The following is a 17,318-nucleotide window of genomic DNA, read 5'->3' on the forward strand; positions in this document are numbered from 1 at the left end:
GAAAAACTGAACAAAAAATGACATCTAAACGTAAAATACCTGACGAAACGATTCATAAAAATGACTAACAGTGTATTTTAACTGATTAATATCAATCGTTTGGTTCTTTTAAACTATATTTACATCAGTCTAAATTGATTCTTTTCAGTTCTAATTCCATTAAAAAAGAAGTTAATGACCAGATACAAAGTCAAACTAAAGCACATCTCAATAAAAGCAAGTCTTGTTTTACTAATGCTGTTCGCAGCTGTTTCGGGTTTTTCACAAAACGATACAGTTCGTATCAATTCCGATTATCAAATCATGTATTGCTCCGCTACCAACGGCACTGTACTGCCGATGCAGGAAATACAACTTCTTCTGGAAGGACCAAAAGATAAAAAATGGCATGTAAGTTTTTCCGTAAACAACAGTCCTGCAATGATTATTAACGGCGAAGCTGGGATAAATTTTTCTGAATACAACATGTCCTTATTTTTTAAGAATACTACAGGTCACATAAAAAACTACACCATAGAGTTAAAAGAAGCATGGCTGGAGGATTTATCTCCAATCTTTATTCCTGAGAAATATAAATCTGCAACAGTGCAGGTAATGCCGTTGGCCAGTCCTGAAATTGAGGATTATCATCCAAAGGCAAAAATTAATACTTCGCACAAATATGCCGCTAAAATTGGAAAAAACTCAAACTATTCTGTTTGGGTACCTGAAGGTGCAACCTTACTGGAAAATAAAAGCGAGATTGAAGATAACAAACAAGAAATTGAATTGAATATTAAATGGCCGGATCATGAAGCTTCAAATTATTTTAAATTAATAGAAACAGATGCATTTGGCTGTAACAGCGATACAATTTTTGCAGGCCTTGAAGTAGTGAAAAGCTTTCAAGTTACTTTCGGTGATAACAACAATCTATGCGAAGGTCAAAGCCTCGTACTCACACCAATTATTGATTTACCTTCCAATTATTCCTATTTATGGAGCACCGGTGAAAATACAAAAGAAATTAGCATAAATAAAGAAGGAACCTATGAACTTACTGTGACCGACCTAAATGACAATCAAATTGTAAAATCTAAGGTCGAAGTTATCAGTCAGAAATCACCAGCAATAAACATCGAAGATCATATCGTGATAAATGATGAAAATCCTATTCTTGATATTTTCGAAAAGGGATTGACTTATTTATGGTCAGATGGTTCAACGGACTCAGAACTTAACATTCCGAAATCAGGCACGTATTCTGTTACAGTAACATCCAGTAATGGTTGTTCTTCGACAAAATCATTTTCGGCTAAAATGAAATCAGAACTTTTTGAAATAACTCTTCCGGAAGTAGTTCAATTATGTGGAACTCAAAAAATGAATTTAGAACCTGGTATATCTATTAATCAGGCGTATAGATACCTTTGGAAAAATGGATCTTCCGATCCATCAATAACCATCGATCATGCAGGAGATTATTGGGTTAAAATTACTGACCCAGATGGTTTTCAGCAAACAGCAACTACAAAAGTGATTTATCATCCAAACCCAATTATTGATTTGGGAACAGATATTACATTATGGGATGAAGAAAGTGCTGTTTTAGATGCTGGCAATGAAGGTGCTGAATTTATTTGGAATACCGGTGAAAATACCCAAAGCATAACTGTAAACAGTGGTGGTGTTTTTGTTGTTGAAGTATCGGATGAATACAATTGTTCAAATAAAGACACGCTGTATGTTCATCACCGAAAAGGCGAAAAGTACGGTGTATTCTTGGGTGAAGATCATTCAATTTGTTCGGGTGATTCAATATTGATCAATCCTATTATTGAAGGAAATCCGGTTTATCCATTGCAGTACAACTGGCTTGGACTTGCAAACAAAACCCCTGAAATCTATTTAAAAGAAAATGGTCATTATTGTCTGGAAGTAACAGACGCTAATGGTAATACGGAATCAGATTGTTTGAAAATTAATCTGTTACCGACTCCAAAAATTGATTTAAGCCAGGACTTGGAGAGTTATTCAGATAAAAAAATTGTTTTAGATGCAGGAACTCCAAACTGCTTTTACAAATGGGTAACCGGAGAAATTACCCGGAAAATTACCGTTCAAACCGAAGGCAGATATTGGGTGGAAGTTACCACCGATTTAAATTGTACTGCCAGTGACACAATAGATGTAGGCTTTCTGGAGAACTATCCATATGTTGGTTTACCAAAAGCATTCTCTCCAAATGGCGATGGTCATAACGATAAACTATTTGTTAGGGGTGAGGATGTAAAAGAAGTTACTCTGATAATTTACAACCGATTGGGACAAAAACTTTTCGAGACCACTAATATCAATAGCGGATGGGATGGATTTTTCAAAGGACAAATGCAGGATATTGATGTTTATGTTTATGTTCTGGAGGTAACTTTTTTAGATGGCAAAACAATCATGAAAAAAGGAAATGTAGCCCTTCTGCGCTAAGCTAAGGATAAAATCATCTTCTGTTTATTATATAAGTTGTGTAAATTTCAGCTTGTCACAAACTAAAACAACTCTAACCATGCTTGTTCCCAAAAAAGTCAGGTGAATCCATCAATCGGTTAGCATGAATTTAAGACCAATTCATCCCTTATTCTTTGTAAACTGCTAAGAAACTTCTAATATTGAGGAAATATTAACCGAACATTCGAAAAATGCTATTTCAACAACTTTCTCAATCACCCGTTTTCAGAGGAATTTCTCCTGACGAAATGGAAAATTTGCTGATCGACTCACAATATCAGATTAAGAAATTTTCGAAAGGTGACATGCTTGCCTTTCGGGAAGATCGTTGCGAAAATTTAATGATTGTTTTAAAAGGAAGTGTGAAAGGAGAAATGCTTGATCCTTCCGGGAAAAGTATTAAGATAGAAGATATAATGGCTCCCTATCCAATTGCATCAGCATTTTTATTCGGACAGAGAAATCAATTTCCGGTAAACGTAACGGCAAATGAAGAGGTAGAAGTATTCTATCTATCCAAAACCTCGGTTATTGAAATGTTTCAAAAAAATAAGGTATTTCTGACCAATTACTTAAATTCTATATCGAATAGAAGTCAGTTTTTAGCCAACAAGCTGATGTTCCTAAACTTTAAAACCATAAAAGGCAAGTTGGCCAATTATATTCTTAAACTATCGGCTCCGGATAAAACCGAAATTACCTTACCAAAATCTCAGGCAGAAATGGCTCTGTTTTTTGGAGTTACCCGTCCTTCTTTTGCCCGAAGCTTAAAAGAAATGGAACAGGAAGGTTTAATTGAAACCAACAGAAGAGAAATAAAAATTCTAAATAAGCAACAACTCATCCGGCTTTTGCAACAATAGGTAAAAAAAATTTTAGAAGATGTTGTAGAAGCATTTCGAAAATAAAAATATTCTTAATTTTGTGGGCTGTAAACAGAGAGCTTTGATTTCTTATTCCAAATCAGAGCAAATAAGATTTTAAACTCATTTTTATTTCGACAATAGTTGCTGCAATGAGATAGAAAGGTCTGAATATGCAAAATTGACAAAATCATAAAGAATGCACAATAGAAACAACATTACTGACAAAATTTTCTGGGTAGGAACAAATGACCGAAGGACTCACTTATTTGAAAACTACTGGCCATTACCAAAAGGTGTAGCATATAACTCCTATGTTATCGTTGATGAAAAAACAGCCATTGTAGATACCGTTGAAAAAGGTACTATGGATGAATATTTGGATAACATTGCTGAGGTATTGGATGGTCGCAAAGCAGATTATTTGATCATTAACCATATGGAACCTGATCATTCAGGATCTATTCGTTCTTTGGTTGAGCGATATCCTGAAATGAAAATAGTAGGAAACAAAAAAACCTTTCCGATGTTGGAGCGTTTCTATGGAATCAAAGAAAATCTACTTGAGGTTCAGGAAGGTGATCAAATTGACCTGGGAGAACACAAATTAGACTTCTATATGGTTCCGATGCTGCATTGGCCGGAAACCATGGTTACTTTTGAAGCCACACAAGGAATTTTATTTTCGGGTGATGCGTTTGGTGCCTTTGGAACTTTGGATGGTGGTATTTTCGATGATGAGTTGGATTTGGATTATTTGGATGAAGAAATCAGCCGTTACTATTCCAATATTGTTGGAAAGTATGGTCGTCCAACTCAAAATGCATTGAAGAAATTAGGTGGATTGGAGATCAAAATGATTTGTGCAACCCACGGACCAATTTGGAGAAGTCACGTAGCCGATATCGTTGCCAAATACGACAAATGGAGTCAGTATAAAACCGATGAAGGTTGTGTAATCGTATATTCTTCGATGTATGGAAATACCGAAAAAATGGCTGATAACATTGCCCGACAATTGGTTAAAAAAGGAATAAAGAAAGTTCGTATTCACGATTCTTCAAAAACACATCCATCTTATATCATCAACGATATATTTAAATACCGAGGTGTTATTTTAGGTAGTTGTGCATACAATGGTGATGTATTTCCTACTATGGAAACCCTGATTAATGAATTGGAACACATGGCCATTAAAGATCACGTTCTAGGTGTATTCGGTTCCAAATCATGGGGAGGCGGCGGATTAAAACGCCTGAATAAATTTGCCGAAGAAATTAAATGGGAAACTATTGAAGCTACACCGGAAGCTCTTTGTGCTCCTAACTCTGAAGATTTCGATCAATGCGAAGCTTTGGCTGAAGGAATGGCAAGCCGATTAAAAGAACTTTACAAATAGAAAATTAGTACTCGATATAATGAACTCCTCCGCATCCGGGGGAGTTTTTTTGTGTCATTTAATTAAAATATATATTCCATATAGTATCGTCTGATTAAATGTGGAGTTCGAAATTGAGTCCGGAGACCGGGCCCCGTGCAGTGAAGAATGCGTTAAGAACAAAAAGTTGTCTGAGCACAGCGAGTTCTTTTTATTCATATATAAATTTCATAAATAGGAGTTCATGATCTCACAAGTTCGGTAGTTTAGTATTCGAACTAGTAACGGGTGGTTGAGGACGTTTTCGATGATTTTTTGTTTACTTTTTCATCCAAGTACCGAACGAAGTGAGATTATGAATACCCGTTTAAATTAAGAATGAATCAAAAAGTAAAAGCCCGTCTGGCTTGAAGACAAAATTTACAACAAACAACTCCCTCAATAATTGAGTTGTTTTTCAATGTAATAGAGAATTACTAATTAGAAAACAATCCCCAGCTGAAGACGAATAAAATCATAATTGCGGGATAAGTTTGCGCTAAAACCAATATTGCCACTGACATTTGGCCCCATTTCCCATCTAATCCCAAATGAAGGAACAAGCCACGCATTATAATTCCGATCATCCTCTTCGTAACAATTGGAATAATAGCAATCATCCTCATCTTCCGGATCAATAATTTCCAATGCTATTGTAATTAAATCGGTTCCCAATCCAATATAAGGTTTCACTTTCCCTTCACCCAGAAATAATTTTGCATTCACCAACCATAAAAAATTGGTCTCTTTAAAATTTATTTCATCAGCATAACCTGTATCATAGTAATCTCGCCAAGAGGTAAGAGTAAATTCAGTTCCAAAATAAAAATTTCCTGAATTCACACCTAAATCCAAACTAAAAGCACTTCCTGATTTTGCAAACTCTTTTGCATCTCCTGATGTCCATGCCGGACCATAATGAAAACCAACTTCAAATTTTGAAATGTGATCGATATCAGGAGAATATTTCTCTACTGGTTTTTCGTAGGTATACTGAGCGAAAGAGTAATTCGCCAACAGAATAATGACAGATAATAAAAAGAGTTTAGTTTTCATGATGTCCTTTTTAGAATTGATCCTTTTCATCAATAAGACAAACAACTGCACCTCTTCACTTACTCAAAACAGTATCTTCCAACAAAAAATGGCTGTCTCATTTGTATAAGACAGCCATTCAATTATATAATTCAATTGATTATTTCAATTTCTCTACCGATGCTTTTATTCGACAGATAGCTTCTGCCATTTGCTCTTCGCTGGTGGCATAAGACAATCGCAAACATTCAGGAGATCCGAATGCCTCACCGGTTACAGTTGCAACATTGGCATCTTCCAACAAAAATAAACTTAAATCTGTAGAATTGTTAATGGTATGACTTCCATTTGCTTTCCCAAATAATTGAGAAACTTTAGGAAACAGATAAAATGCACCATTTGGCTCACGAGTTTCGAAACCAGGTACTTCTCGAATTTGTTCCAAAGCTAAATCTCTTCTTTTGTGAAATGCTTCTCTCATGGCAACAGTTGTTGACTGATCACCATCTAAAGCGGCAACAGAAGCAATTTGAGCAATCGAAGATGCACCTGATGTCATCTGGCCCTGTAACTTGTTACAAGCTTTTGCAATCCATAATGGAGCCGCAATGTAGCCAATCCTCCATCCAGTCATAGCATAACCTTTAGAAACACCATTAATTACTACTACCCGATCAAAGATATTTTCAAATTGAGCAATGCTTTCGTGAGCACCAACGTAATTGATGTGCTCATAAATTTCATCTGAAAGAATTGTAATATCAGGATATTTCACAAAAACATCTGCAAGTGCTCTTAATTCCTCTTTTGAATATAAACTTCCTGTAGGATTGCTTGGCGAACTGAATAAAAAAGCTTTTGTTTTTGGAGTAATCGCTGCTTCCAATTGTTCAGGAGTAATTTTAAAATCCTGTTCGATTGGTGCATATACAAATATATTAATCCCTCCAGCTAATTTTACAATCTCGCTGTAACTTACCCAATAAGGCGAAGGAATGATTACTTCATCTCCTTCATTTATAATACTCAAAATAACGTTGGTTATGGATTGCTTCGCTCCATTTGAAACAACAATTTGATCAACAGTGTATTCCAAATTATTTTCTCGTTTTAGCTTACTCACCACTGCCTGACGCAACTCTACATAACCAGGAACCGGCGAATAATGAGAATAATTATCATCAATAGCCTTTTGTGCTGCCTTCTTAATGTGATCAGGAGTATCAAAATCTGGTTCACCTACACTCAGATTGATAACATCAATCCCGAGAGCTTTCATTTCTCTACTTTTTTGAGACATAGCAAGAGTTGGAGATACTTCCATTCCTGCAATACGATCCGAAACTTTCAACATTGTAAATTAATTTAGGGATTTTGTAAATTGCTTAATACTTTTGTGTTTGTTGTTGTTTTTCCCCCTGACAAATAAAATAAACGGTGTGATTAGTTTATCTTCGAATTATCATTTCAGGGGATAAAGATACAGTTTTTAAATACATAGGGAGTCCATAACTATCGAAAAATCTAAAGTAACTATTAAAATGAAAGACATTCTTGAAATTAGTAAGTATATCCTGCCATCATTGGTTGTTTTTGCTACTGCTTATCTGCTGATAAAGCAATTTTTAAAGCATGAAGAGCGCAAAATCAAGCATCAGATTTTACTGAAGAATCAAAAACAAACTACTCCAATAAGACTTCAGGCGTGCGAACGGTTAATTATATTTCTGGAACGAATTCATCCGGAATCATTAATTTTAAGAGAAAATAACAGCGGATTAACCAATTTGCAATTGCAGCAAAAATTAATTCTTGCCATTCGTAACGAATACGAACACAATCTTGCACAGCAACTATATGTTACCGATGAATCTTGGATGCTGTTAAAAAATGCAAAAGACAGCACAATCCGATTAATTAATACTGAAGCTGCGCAGGTACTACCTGAAGATTCATCAATTGCTTTGTGCAAAGCTATTATTGAAACTCAGATGCAGCAACAAAAACCGGCTATTGCAAAAGCAATTTCAGCATTAAAAAATGAGATTCAACAAATCTGGAGCTGATTTAAAGCATTGAATAGCTATCAAAATAAGGATGATAAATGATGAAAGGACACTAATGTCGGTTTATTTGCCTATTTTTGCACAAATTTTCAAATACCATGGTAATGATTTCATTTGACGACATCAAAATAAGCAAACAGATTAGAATGGCGCTTGACGAGGCGGGATTCGAGAAACCAACAGAAATACAAGAGAAGGTATTTTCCCCTATTCGTGCAGGTAAAGATGTAATTGGGATTGCTCAAACAGGAACAGGTAAAACCCTGGCCTATTTGATGCCGATTTTAATGAAATTAAACTACGCACAAGGATTTGATCCAAGAGCATTAATCGTTGTTCCTACCCGTGAATTGGTTTTACAGGTTATTGAAACAATTGAACTACTGTCTCCTTATATGAACCTTCGTGCTGTTGGGGTGTATGGCGGGGTGAACATCAATACTCAAAAGGAAAAATTGTATGCAGGTATCGATATCATTGTGGCAACTCCTGGTCGTTTAATGGATATCTACATGACCAGAATCCTGAAATTTACCATGATTAAAACCTTAGTGGTTGATGAAGCTGACAAATTGATGGATTTGGGTTTTATGCCTCAGTTAAAGGCGATTTTCGAAATTATTCCTGAAGTTCATCAGAACTTACTGTTCTCGGCAACATTCTCGGATACTGTTGCACAATTAGCTGATGATTTCCTGATTGCTCCGGAACGGATAGAAATTGCTCCACAGGCTTCCACTGTAGAAAACATTCATCAAATTCAATATCAGGCTCCAAATATTCTTAGTAAAATAGCTCTGCTTAAACATCTTTTAAAAGACAAAGAGGTATTTAACAAGGTGATGATATTTACCGAAACCAAGAAGAATGCGGATCGGATTGTGGATCGTCTGGAAGATTTTTTGGGCGAAGACCTAAGTGTGATTCACTCGAACAAAGCACAGAACACAAGGATTAAAGCTCTTAACGACTTTAAAGAAGGTCGGTCAAGAGTATTGATTGCTTCTGATGTGGCTGCCCGTGGTATCGATATTGATAACATCAGTCACGTGATCAACTTCGACATCCCCAGCAACTACGTTGAGTATGTTCACCGTGTAGGTCGTACCGGGCGTGCTGAAAAAGATGGTACTGCAATTAGCTTTGTAAATAAAGGCGAAGAGGAGTTGATGGAACAGGTAGAAGCTTTGATTAAAAAGCCTATTGAAATAGGTGTTGTTCCTATCGAAGTTGTATTTACAAGCCAATTGCTTGAAGATGAAAAAATACAAACCCGAAATATTAAAATTAAAAACACCATTCGTTTGGATTTATCCAGTGGGGCCTTTCATAAAAAATCAGCTAAAAATTCAAAGACTCCATCGGGTTCAAAAGGCCGCCAAAAGGCAATTGAGAATAAGAAACGAAACCGAAAGAAGAAATCTAAAAAATAAACAAAACAATGAAAAGCCCGAAAGGGCTTTTTTTGTGCATCAAAAAGCCTTAACAAATAAGGGGCGCCTGCATTTAAAAGCTTATAAATTCAGGAAGGCTTTGGTTTTTATATTTTCCGGGAAAAGCATATCAACAAAAAAACGGCCGGACTGTAATAGTCCGGCCGCTATATAACTGTGAATTATCAATTACTTGATCATATCAACACTTCGTTTTACGAATTTAGCTAACTCTTCGCCCTTCAGCATGTTGTTGGCAAGCAATGCCAAGTCGATTAATTGTTTCACCAATTGATTGTCCTTACCATATCCTTTTAACAAAGCCTCTTTTTCAGCATTCACTTCAGAAATTTGTTTCTGAACCTCAGCCATTTTATCTTTTTCCTCCTGAGGAACTTCATCCGCTTTCTTATCCTTTTTCAAAGCATCCAATTGCTCTCTTTCCTCGAATAATGGAGTTAGTTTTGCTGAAACCTCAGCAAGCTTTTCGCCCATCTTAGCATCCTTATCGTTCAGAATGTTTTCAATTAAAGCATGATCCGAATTAACAACCAAATTAAAAGAATCAGGCATTTCACCATAGAACCCCATTCCCGCATTCATGGCTGCCATATCTTTCATACGACGCATAAATTCCGATTGGGTAATCAGCAATGGCTGCGCTTCCTCTCCTAACGCTTCAAAAGCTACAATATAGTTTACTTTCCCCGATGGCAAATGAGAATTGAAAACAGGAATCAAATCATTTCTTTGCTCCTGAGTAAACTTAGATGCTTTCACCTCATCTTTTTGAATCAATTTTTCAATGATATCAGAATCGACACGAACATATTTTGTAGTTGGTGTTTTTTGCTCCAAATGATTAATCAGGTGATTGTCTAACTGACTATCCATTACCAAAACATCATATCCTTTTGCTTTTGCAGCCTCAATGTAAGTATACTGAGCATCTACATCAGTAGCATATAAAGTAATGATGTTGCTGTCTTTATCTGTCTGATTTTCCTTGATAATTGCCTCATACTCTTCTATTGTAAAATACTTTCCTTCGGTATTTTTAAACAACATGAATTTCTTGGAACGATCGTAGAATTTATCTTCAGTTAACATTCCGTACTGAATGAATATGCGCAAATCATCCCATTTTTTCTCAAAATCTGCACGGTCATTCTTGAAGATATCATTCAAGCTATCAGCAACCTTTTTAGAGATATGGCTGGCAATTTTCTTTACATTCCCATCACTTTGCAAGTAAGAACGGGATACGTTCAATGGAATATCCGGAGAATCAAGCACACCATGAAGCATGGTTAAGAACTCAGGAACAATTCCTTCCACCGAATCGGTAACAAACACCTGATTGCAGTACAATTGAATTTTGTTCTTTTGAATTTCTACGCTGTTCTTAATTTTCGGGAAATACAGTACACCGGTCAGGTTAAAAGGATAATCAACATTCAGGTGAATGTGAAACAATGGGTCCTCGCCCATTGGATACAACTGGCGATAAAAATCGCTGTAATCTTCCTCCTTCAAATCAGCAGGCTTCTTTGTCCATGCAGGATTTGTATCATTAATAATATTGTCTTCGTCGGTATCAACATTCTTCCCGTCTTTCCATTCCTTTTTCTTTCCAAAAGCAATTTCTACAGGTAAAAACTTACAATATTTGTTCAACAATTCCTGAATACGGCTCTCTTCCAAAAAGGCTTCTTCCTCTTCCGAAATGTGCATCACAATATCAGTTCCACGGTCTGCTTTCTCTGCTTTCTCTAAAGTATATTCAGGATTTCCTTCGCAGCTCCACTTTACTGCTTCGGCACCGTCTTTGTGCGAAAGAGAAATAATATCCACCTTATCGGATACCATAAACGAAGAGTAAAAACCCAATCCAAAATGACCAATAATGGCATTCGCCTGATCTTTGTATTTATCCATGAACTCTTCAGCTCCCGAAAATGCAATCTGATTGATGTATTTTTCAATCTCTTCCTGAGTCATACCAATACCGTTATCGGAAATAGTAATCGTCTTTGCTTCTTTATCAATACTAACAGAAACTCTTAATTCTCCTACTTCCCCCTTAAATTCTCCTGAAGAAGCTAAAGTTTTCAATTTTTGAGTTGCGTCAACTGCATTAGAAACAATTTCACGCAAAAAGATATCGTGATCTGAGTACAAAAACTTCTTAATAATTGGAAACAGATCGTTACTGGTAACACCAATTTTTCCTGTTGACATAGTTATATCGTTTTAAAATTTTGAATTACAATTTTTCGAATGTGGAATAGTCAAAGCCTATGCCAAGAGAAATTTTCTGTCAATAAGACAGGAAACAAGAAAAAATTTCAGAATACTGTCAGTTTATCTTAACAAAACGAGTGAAAACGACATTTACTCTTCCGATTTAAGGCTTAAATCGAAAAGCTTAACAATAACCACTATAATAGTTGGCGTAAACGACTTGAATATTTAATTTTATGTCGCACAAATTTAACCCTATACCTCATGTTGGAAAAATCACCTTCTGTTATCTCTATTCATAATTTAGAGAAAAGCTACCAAAATGGCAGACAATCGAATAAAGTATTAAAAGGAATTAATATTGACATTCAGCCAGGCCAAATTATCGGCTACATCGGACCCAATGGTGCTGGAAAATCAACGACAGTTAAAATATTATGTGGCTTACTTCCCGATTTTGACGGTGATATTAGCATTCTCGGATATGACCTTAAAACCCAACCGATCGAAATTAAAAAGCGAATTGGCTACATTCCTGAAAATGTGGCTTTGTATGACACGTTAACGCCAAGAGAATATCTTCAGTTTGTTGGTGAATTGCACGGAATGGTTCATGATAACATCAATCAAAAAATTGGGAAGCTTCTGAATTTATTTGAGATGAAAGCTCATGCCGATGAGCGCCTTAACTCCTTTTCGAAAGGAATGAGACAAAAAATATTAATCATTTCCGGTTTGATTCACAATCCGGATATCATATTTATGGATGAACCCTTATCAGGATTAGATGCCAACTCGGTGATAATCGTAAAAGAGATTCTTACGCAATTGGCCCGCGAGGGTAAAACCATTTTCTACAGTTCGCACATTATGGATGTAGTCGAGAAAATATCCGATCGGATTATTCTTATTGATAATGGAAATATTGTGGCCGATGGCAGTTTTGCAGAATTGAATTCAAAAGATCACACCGGATCCTTAGAAAAACTTTTCACCGAACTTACAGGTACTTCAGATCACAGTAAAAAAGCAGAAGAAATTATTCATGTATTTGAGAACTAAAGTATGATAAAAATAATACTTCTCAGTTTACTTCCTTTCAAAGGAATTATTCGTGCAATGGGTGTGGATTTCGAACATCTTTGCAGTATTCTTAAGGTGAAATTAATGATGGACAACAGAAGAAGTCTGTCATTGTCACAAAAAGGTAAAGAATCAAAAAATCAGCTGTTGCTGCAATCTTTTCTTTATGCTGTAATGGGAATGCTGATTGGCATAAGTTTAACGCACATAAATTCACCATTGGTAAGCTATACCATCTTCTTTTCTTTTATCATGGTGATGATTGCCATGTTGATGATATCGGAATTCACGAATATTTTAATTGATACCAGAGACAACAGTATTTTAATGCCAAGACCGATTAGCAGCAGGACAATTGTAATGGCTAAAATAATACACATTGCAATCTACTTAACTCATATGAGTCTTTCGCTCTCGGTTTTTGTGATTGTACTTACCCTTATTAATCACGGGGTTTTAGCGACCATCCTGCTCTTCTTTTTAATTATTCTGGCCTCGTTATTCACACTGTTCCTTACCAATATTTTCTATCTGGGACTAATGAATGTTGTGAATGGGCAGAAATTAAAAGACATCATTGTATATTTTCAAATTGCCATGGCCATTTTATTTATGGGTGCTTATCAACTCATGCCGCGAATGATGGATTTTATCAACATTTCAGACATGACAATGTCTATACATTGGTGGTCCTATTTCGTTCCTCCAATTTGGATGAGTGGCACAATGGATAGTTTTATTTATGGTACATACGACTTATCACACTTTACTTTTATCGCTTCTTCTCTTTTGGTACCAATTCTTAGTTTGTTTTTTGTAATTAAAGTGTTGGCTCCGAAATTCAACAAAGCACTGGGACAATTAGACGTTGCCGGAAGCAAAAAAACAAAAGTGAAAACGGAGAATAAAGACCCAAATAAGTTCATCAATAAAGTCTCCCAATTGGTTACCAAAACAAAAGAGGAAGAGGCTGCATTTAAAATGGTTTGGCTGATGAGCGGGCGTGAGAGAAAATACAAGCAAACCGTATTTCCTTCTTTTGGTTACATTCTTATTTTCTGCCTTATGTTCGCGTTTAAATCGAAGGAGGCTTTCAATTTGGAGACATTGGCTGCAAGCCAAAAATACCTCTGGTTTATTTACACAAGCATTTTTCTTGCATTTAGTATAACACAGCAATTGGGCTATAGCGATGAACCAAAATCAAGCTGGTTCTATCGGTCTCTTCCCCTCTCAAGTCCGGGACAAATTCTGATTGGTTCCTTTAAATCAGTAATGATGAAATTTTATCTACCAACCATCACGATCATTGGAAGTGTTTGCTTATATATTTGGGGAATACAGGTGCTGGATGATATCATTTTTGGTGCACTTTCCATATTTCTGGTTACCTCTCTTCTATTTTCGTGGCAAAATCCACAGTTCCCTTTCTCAGTAGAAAGAAATACACAAGACATGGGCGGTAATTTTATGAAAGGAATGTTGTTAATGGTTTCCGGTGGTTTGCTTGGCGGTTTACATTACGGATTAAGCTTTATTCCTTATAGCTTGTTTCTTGCCATTCCAATATTAATACTACTTCTTTATTTTAATCTAAAAGCATTAAGAAATATATCCTGGCAAAAGATAAATGACTGATACAACAAAGGCTGTTTTTCTTACTAAGAACAGCCTTTGTTTTTATTACATAAAATACCACTAATTAGCTTAGACAATCCACACAAAACAAACTGTTAAATAATATTCCTTTTTATTAAAAAAACACAAAACGAAACTGCTGCTTAACTTTACATTGTGATTTTTTGATAAATTTACAATCCTTAAAAGGAGGCAATATCAGCCAATTAAAATTCCATTGTATCCTTTTTAAACTTTCAATCGTCTAAGTGTTGTTACTAACAAAAAACAAAGTATGATCAAATTCACAATTAGTTTACTTCTCCTCTTATGCTCTTTACTGAGCAATGCTCAACAAATTACAGGTACAATATCCGATACGGATGGAAATGCAATTCCCTTCGCCAACATCTATAGTAAAGAGCTTGCCACCGGCACAACTTCAAATATCGACGGACAGTATCAATTGGCTCTTCCGCAAGGAGAATGGGAGCTCGAATACCGCTATTTGGGTTTTAAAACCAAAGAAGCAAAGGTGATAATTAATGACAAAGATGTGGAAATGAATGTTGCTTTGGCTCCTCAAACCTATCAACTAAAGGAGGTAAAAGTGTTGGCCAGCGGTGAGGATCCGGCTTACTATGTGATGCGAAAAGCAATTGCAATGGGCGATTATTACACCAAGCAAATCAGCGAATACAACAATACCGTATATTTAAAGGGATCTGGTAAAATTACCAGTGTGCCGAGGCTTTTAAAAAAGAAACTGGCCAAAGAAGATATTACAGAAGGGATGACTTTTGTAACGGAAAACATATCAAAAATTCACTTCGAGCTTCCCGATAAAATTGAAGAGGAAGTGATATCCGTCCGTTCATCGGGTTTAGGCGAGCAGGCCAACCCGATGCAGTTTATTAAGGCAAACTTATACGATACCAAGGACGATGGATTCATATCACCCTTGGATAAAACGGCATTTTCTGTCTATAAATTTCAGTTGGAATCGGTTTTTGAAGATCAGGGAAGAATGATCAACAGAATTAAGGTAACGCCCAGACGAAAAGGGAAAGATCTTTTTCGCGGATTCCTAAACATAGCCGAAAATTTCTGGAACATCCATTCTGCCGATTTAAAACTAAATCTTCCAATGACAGATATACACATGCATCAATTGTATGCGCCTGTTAGCGAAAGTGTATGGATGCCGGTAAGTTTCGATTTCGATGTGAATTTTAAAGGCATGGGATTTGGCTTGGATATAATTTATGTTGCTTCCATTAAGGATTATCAAATAACACTCAATCCTGATTTGGATCATGATTACCTAAAACAACAGGAACTGACTTTAAATCAGGAAGCTGAAAGCATCAGGAAATTAACTAATCAGCAAGATTCAGAAATACTATCCGTTAAAGAAAAAAAGCGGAAAGATGAAATCCAAAATCTTCTGGAAAAAGACGATATGAATAATGCGGAGATGCGAAAGTTATACCGATTGATGGAAAAAGAAAATCAGGAAAAGCGTGCAGAGAAAATTAAAGAGCCACTGGAAATCAAAATTGACAGACTGAAAATTGCTAAAGATGCCAAAGACAAAGATTCTTTATACTGGACTCAAATGAGACCCATTCCTTTATCGGAAGATGAGAAGACCAGTTTCACGAAAAAGGATTCGATCGAAATTGTTCGCAACACCCCGGAATACAAAGATTCTGTTCGTCAGGCAAATCGCAAATTTAAGTTCAAACATGTTTTGTTTGGTAAAACGTATCAGTACAAAGAAGAAAATTCTTCCCTTGCCATCCCAGGTCTTTTTGCTTTCGATAAGATTTCCTACAACACGGTTCAAGGCTTTACCTTCGATGCGCCTTTCTCCTATTCAAAAAAAGATACTTTGGGACATTATTTCCAATTAACATCAACTCCAAGCTATGCTTTTTCCAGAAAACATTTCGATTATTCATTGAGCAGCAGATATCGTTACAACGGACTAAAGCGAGCTTGGTTCGGGTTTAAAGCAGGAAGCAAAGCTGTCGATTTTAATGAAGATTCAGGTATTAATCCGATGCTGAATATGATAACTTCGCTTTATTATAAAGACAATCATTTAAAACTGTATGACAAAAACTATGTGAATATTTGGCATGAAACCGATCTGGCAAACGGATTAAATCTCCATACAGAATTGGAGTATGCCAACCGAAAACAACTTTACAACACCAATAAATTCTATTTCACAGGTCCGAAAAACAATGCCTACACTCCCAATATCCCTGCAGGAGTAAATCCCGAATTGGTTAGGGATAATAAAGCCTTAACTTTTACAGCCGAATTAGAATATACACCTCACTATCGATACACCATTAAAAAAGGTGTAAAACACATGGTCAGCTATCATTCGCAGCCAACTTTTTCCCTGCTTTACAAACAGGGAATTAAAGATGTTTTCGATTCGGAAACCGACTATTCCTTACTGGAAGCCTCGGTAAAACAAGCATTCGATGTGGGCTTTAACGATCGAATAAACTACTGCGCTAAAGCAGGAAGTTTCCTTAGCAACAAGCAAAGTTTCTTTGCTGATTACCGTCATTTTAATACAAGCAAACCAACCGTAATGTTTGCGAACAAATGGGACACTTTCCGATTGCTTGATTTTTACCAACACTCTACTACTGAAGATTATCTGGAAGCACACCTGCAATACACGTCTGATCGGTTTCTGCTGAAGCAATTGCCCATTCTGAATAATTCATTGGCCATTCAGGAAAAGTTCTTTGCCAATTATTTGACTCATGCCGACAAAAAGAATTATTGGGAAGTTGGTTACGGTTTATCGCAAATATTCCTTTTTATGGATGTAGAAGTGGTTTGGAGTTTTGATGGCAAGAATCACCGGGACACAGGAATTAAATTGAAGTTTAATCTGTAAAAAACAGTTGTTTAAAAAGAGAGGTCGATTGGCCTCTCTTTTCAATTTTAGCCTGTCTACTTATTTCAGCTTATGGTAGCTTGAGTATTATTAATCGTGCACTGCTATCTGGCAGCATCATTTTGTAATGCAACATTCCTGCTTTTA

General features: G+C 36.1%; 11 protein-coding genes. 8 read left to right on the plus strand and 3 right to left on the minus strand.

Translation table 11 applies throughout. The features are described 5' to 3' along the window. Positions 1-174 precede the first annotated feature (174 nt). The 3 genes from ACKU4N_RS14315 to ACKU4N_RS14325 all read left to right on the plus strand — a co-directional run bounded on the left by ACKU4N_RS14315 (position 175) and on the right by ACKU4N_RS14325 (position 4,746). Positions 175-2,463: a T9SS type B sorting domain-containing protein gene (locus ACKU4N_RS14315; protein WP_321317406.1), complete on the plus strand. Its 2,289-nt coding sequence runs from the start codon at positions 175-177 to the stop codon at positions 2,461-2,463. 212 nt (positions 2,464-2,675) lie between these two features. Next, on the plus strand, positions 2,676-3,347 hold the full coding sequence (locus ACKU4N_RS14320) for a Crp/Fnr family transcriptional regulator (protein ID WP_321317408.1): 672 nt from the start codon (positions 2,676-2,678) through the stop codon (positions 3,345-3,347). Positions 3,348-3,546: 199 nt separating this feature from the next. After that, positions 3,547-4,746: an FprA family A-type flavoprotein gene (locus tag ACKU4N_RS14325; RefSeq protein WP_321317410.1), complete on the plus strand. Its 1,200-nt coding sequence runs from the start codon at positions 3,547-3,549 to the stop codon at positions 4,744-4,746. Between the two features lie 459 nt (positions 4,747-5,205). Here the strand turns inward: ACKU4N_RS14325 and ACKU4N_RS14330 are convergent, their stop codons facing one another. Both ACKU4N_RS14330 and ACKU4N_RS14335 read right to left on the minus strand, forming a co-directional pair. Next, positions 5,206-5,820 carry a hypothetical protein gene (locus ACKU4N_RS14330; protein ID WP_124992971.1) on the minus strand — a complete coding sequence of 205 codons (615 nt, stop codon included), beginning with the start codon at positions 5,818-5,820 and terminating at the stop codon, positions 5,206-5,208. A gap of 139 nt (positions 5,821-5,959) precedes the next feature. Further along, the gene (locus ACKU4N_RS14335; protein ID WP_321317413.1) at positions 5,960-7,153 is read right to left on the minus strand and encodes a pyridoxal phosphate-dependent aminotransferase; all 1,194 of its coding nucleotides are present in this window, start codon (positions 7,151-7,153) and stop codon (positions 5,960-5,962) included. 187 nt (positions 7,154-7,340) lie between these two features. Here ACKU4N_RS14335 and ACKU4N_RS14340 point away from each other — a divergent pair, with 187 nt between their 5' ends. Together ACKU4N_RS14340 and ACKU4N_RS14345 are read left to right on the plus strand one after the other, a co-directional pair. After that, a complete protein-coding gene (locus ACKU4N_RS14340; RefSeq protein WP_321317415.1) occupies positions 7,341-7,865 on the plus strand; it encodes a DUF7935 family protein in 525 nt (174 codons plus the stop codon). Between the two features lie 104 nt (positions 7,866-7,969). Next, a complete protein-coding gene (locus tag ACKU4N_RS14345) occupies positions 7,970-9,298 on the plus strand; it encodes a DEAD/DEAH box helicase (RefSeq protein WP_321317417.1) in 1,329 nt (442 codons plus the stop codon). Positions 9,299-9,487: 189 nt separating this feature from the next. Here the strand turns inward: ACKU4N_RS14345 and htpG are convergent, their stop codons facing one another. Then, positions 9,488-11,539 (minus strand): molecular chaperone HtpG, encoded by a 2,052-nt coding sequence (gene htpG / locus ACKU4N_RS14350; RefSeq protein ID WP_321317419.1) that lies wholly within the window; start codon positions 11,537-11,539, stop codon positions 9,488-9,490. A gap of 267 nt (positions 11,540-11,806) precedes the next feature. Here htpG and ACKU4N_RS14355 point away from each other — a divergent pair, with 267 nt between their 5' ends. The 3 genes from ACKU4N_RS14355 to ACKU4N_RS14365 all read left to right on the plus strand — a co-directional run bounded on the left by ACKU4N_RS14355 (position 11,807) and on the right by ACKU4N_RS14365 (position 17,171). Then, a complete protein-coding gene (locus tag ACKU4N_RS14355; protein ID WP_321317421.1) occupies positions 11,807-12,604 on the plus strand; it encodes an ABC transporter ATP-binding protein in 798 nt (265 codons plus the stop codon). 3 nt (positions 12,605-12,607) lie between these two features. Continuing rightward, positions 12,608-14,263 (plus strand): hypothetical protein, encoded by a 1,656-nt coding sequence (locus tag ACKU4N_RS14360; RefSeq protein ID WP_321317423.1) that lies wholly within the window; start codon positions 12,608-12,610, stop codon positions 14,261-14,263. A 274-nt stretch (positions 14,264-14,537) separates the two neighbouring features. Continuing rightward, complete coding sequence (locus ACKU4N_RS14365) at positions 14,538-17,171, plus strand: DUF5686 family protein (protein WP_321317425.1); 2,634 nt, start codon at positions 14,538-14,540, stop codon at positions 17,169-17,171. The last annotated feature ends 147 nt before the right edge of the window (positions 17,172-17,318 follow it).

Origin of the sequence: Labilibaculum sp. (genome assembly GCF_963664555.1) — a bacterium.
Classification (GTDB): Bacteria; Bacteroidota; Bacteroidia; order Bacteroidales; family Marinifilaceae; genus Labilibaculum.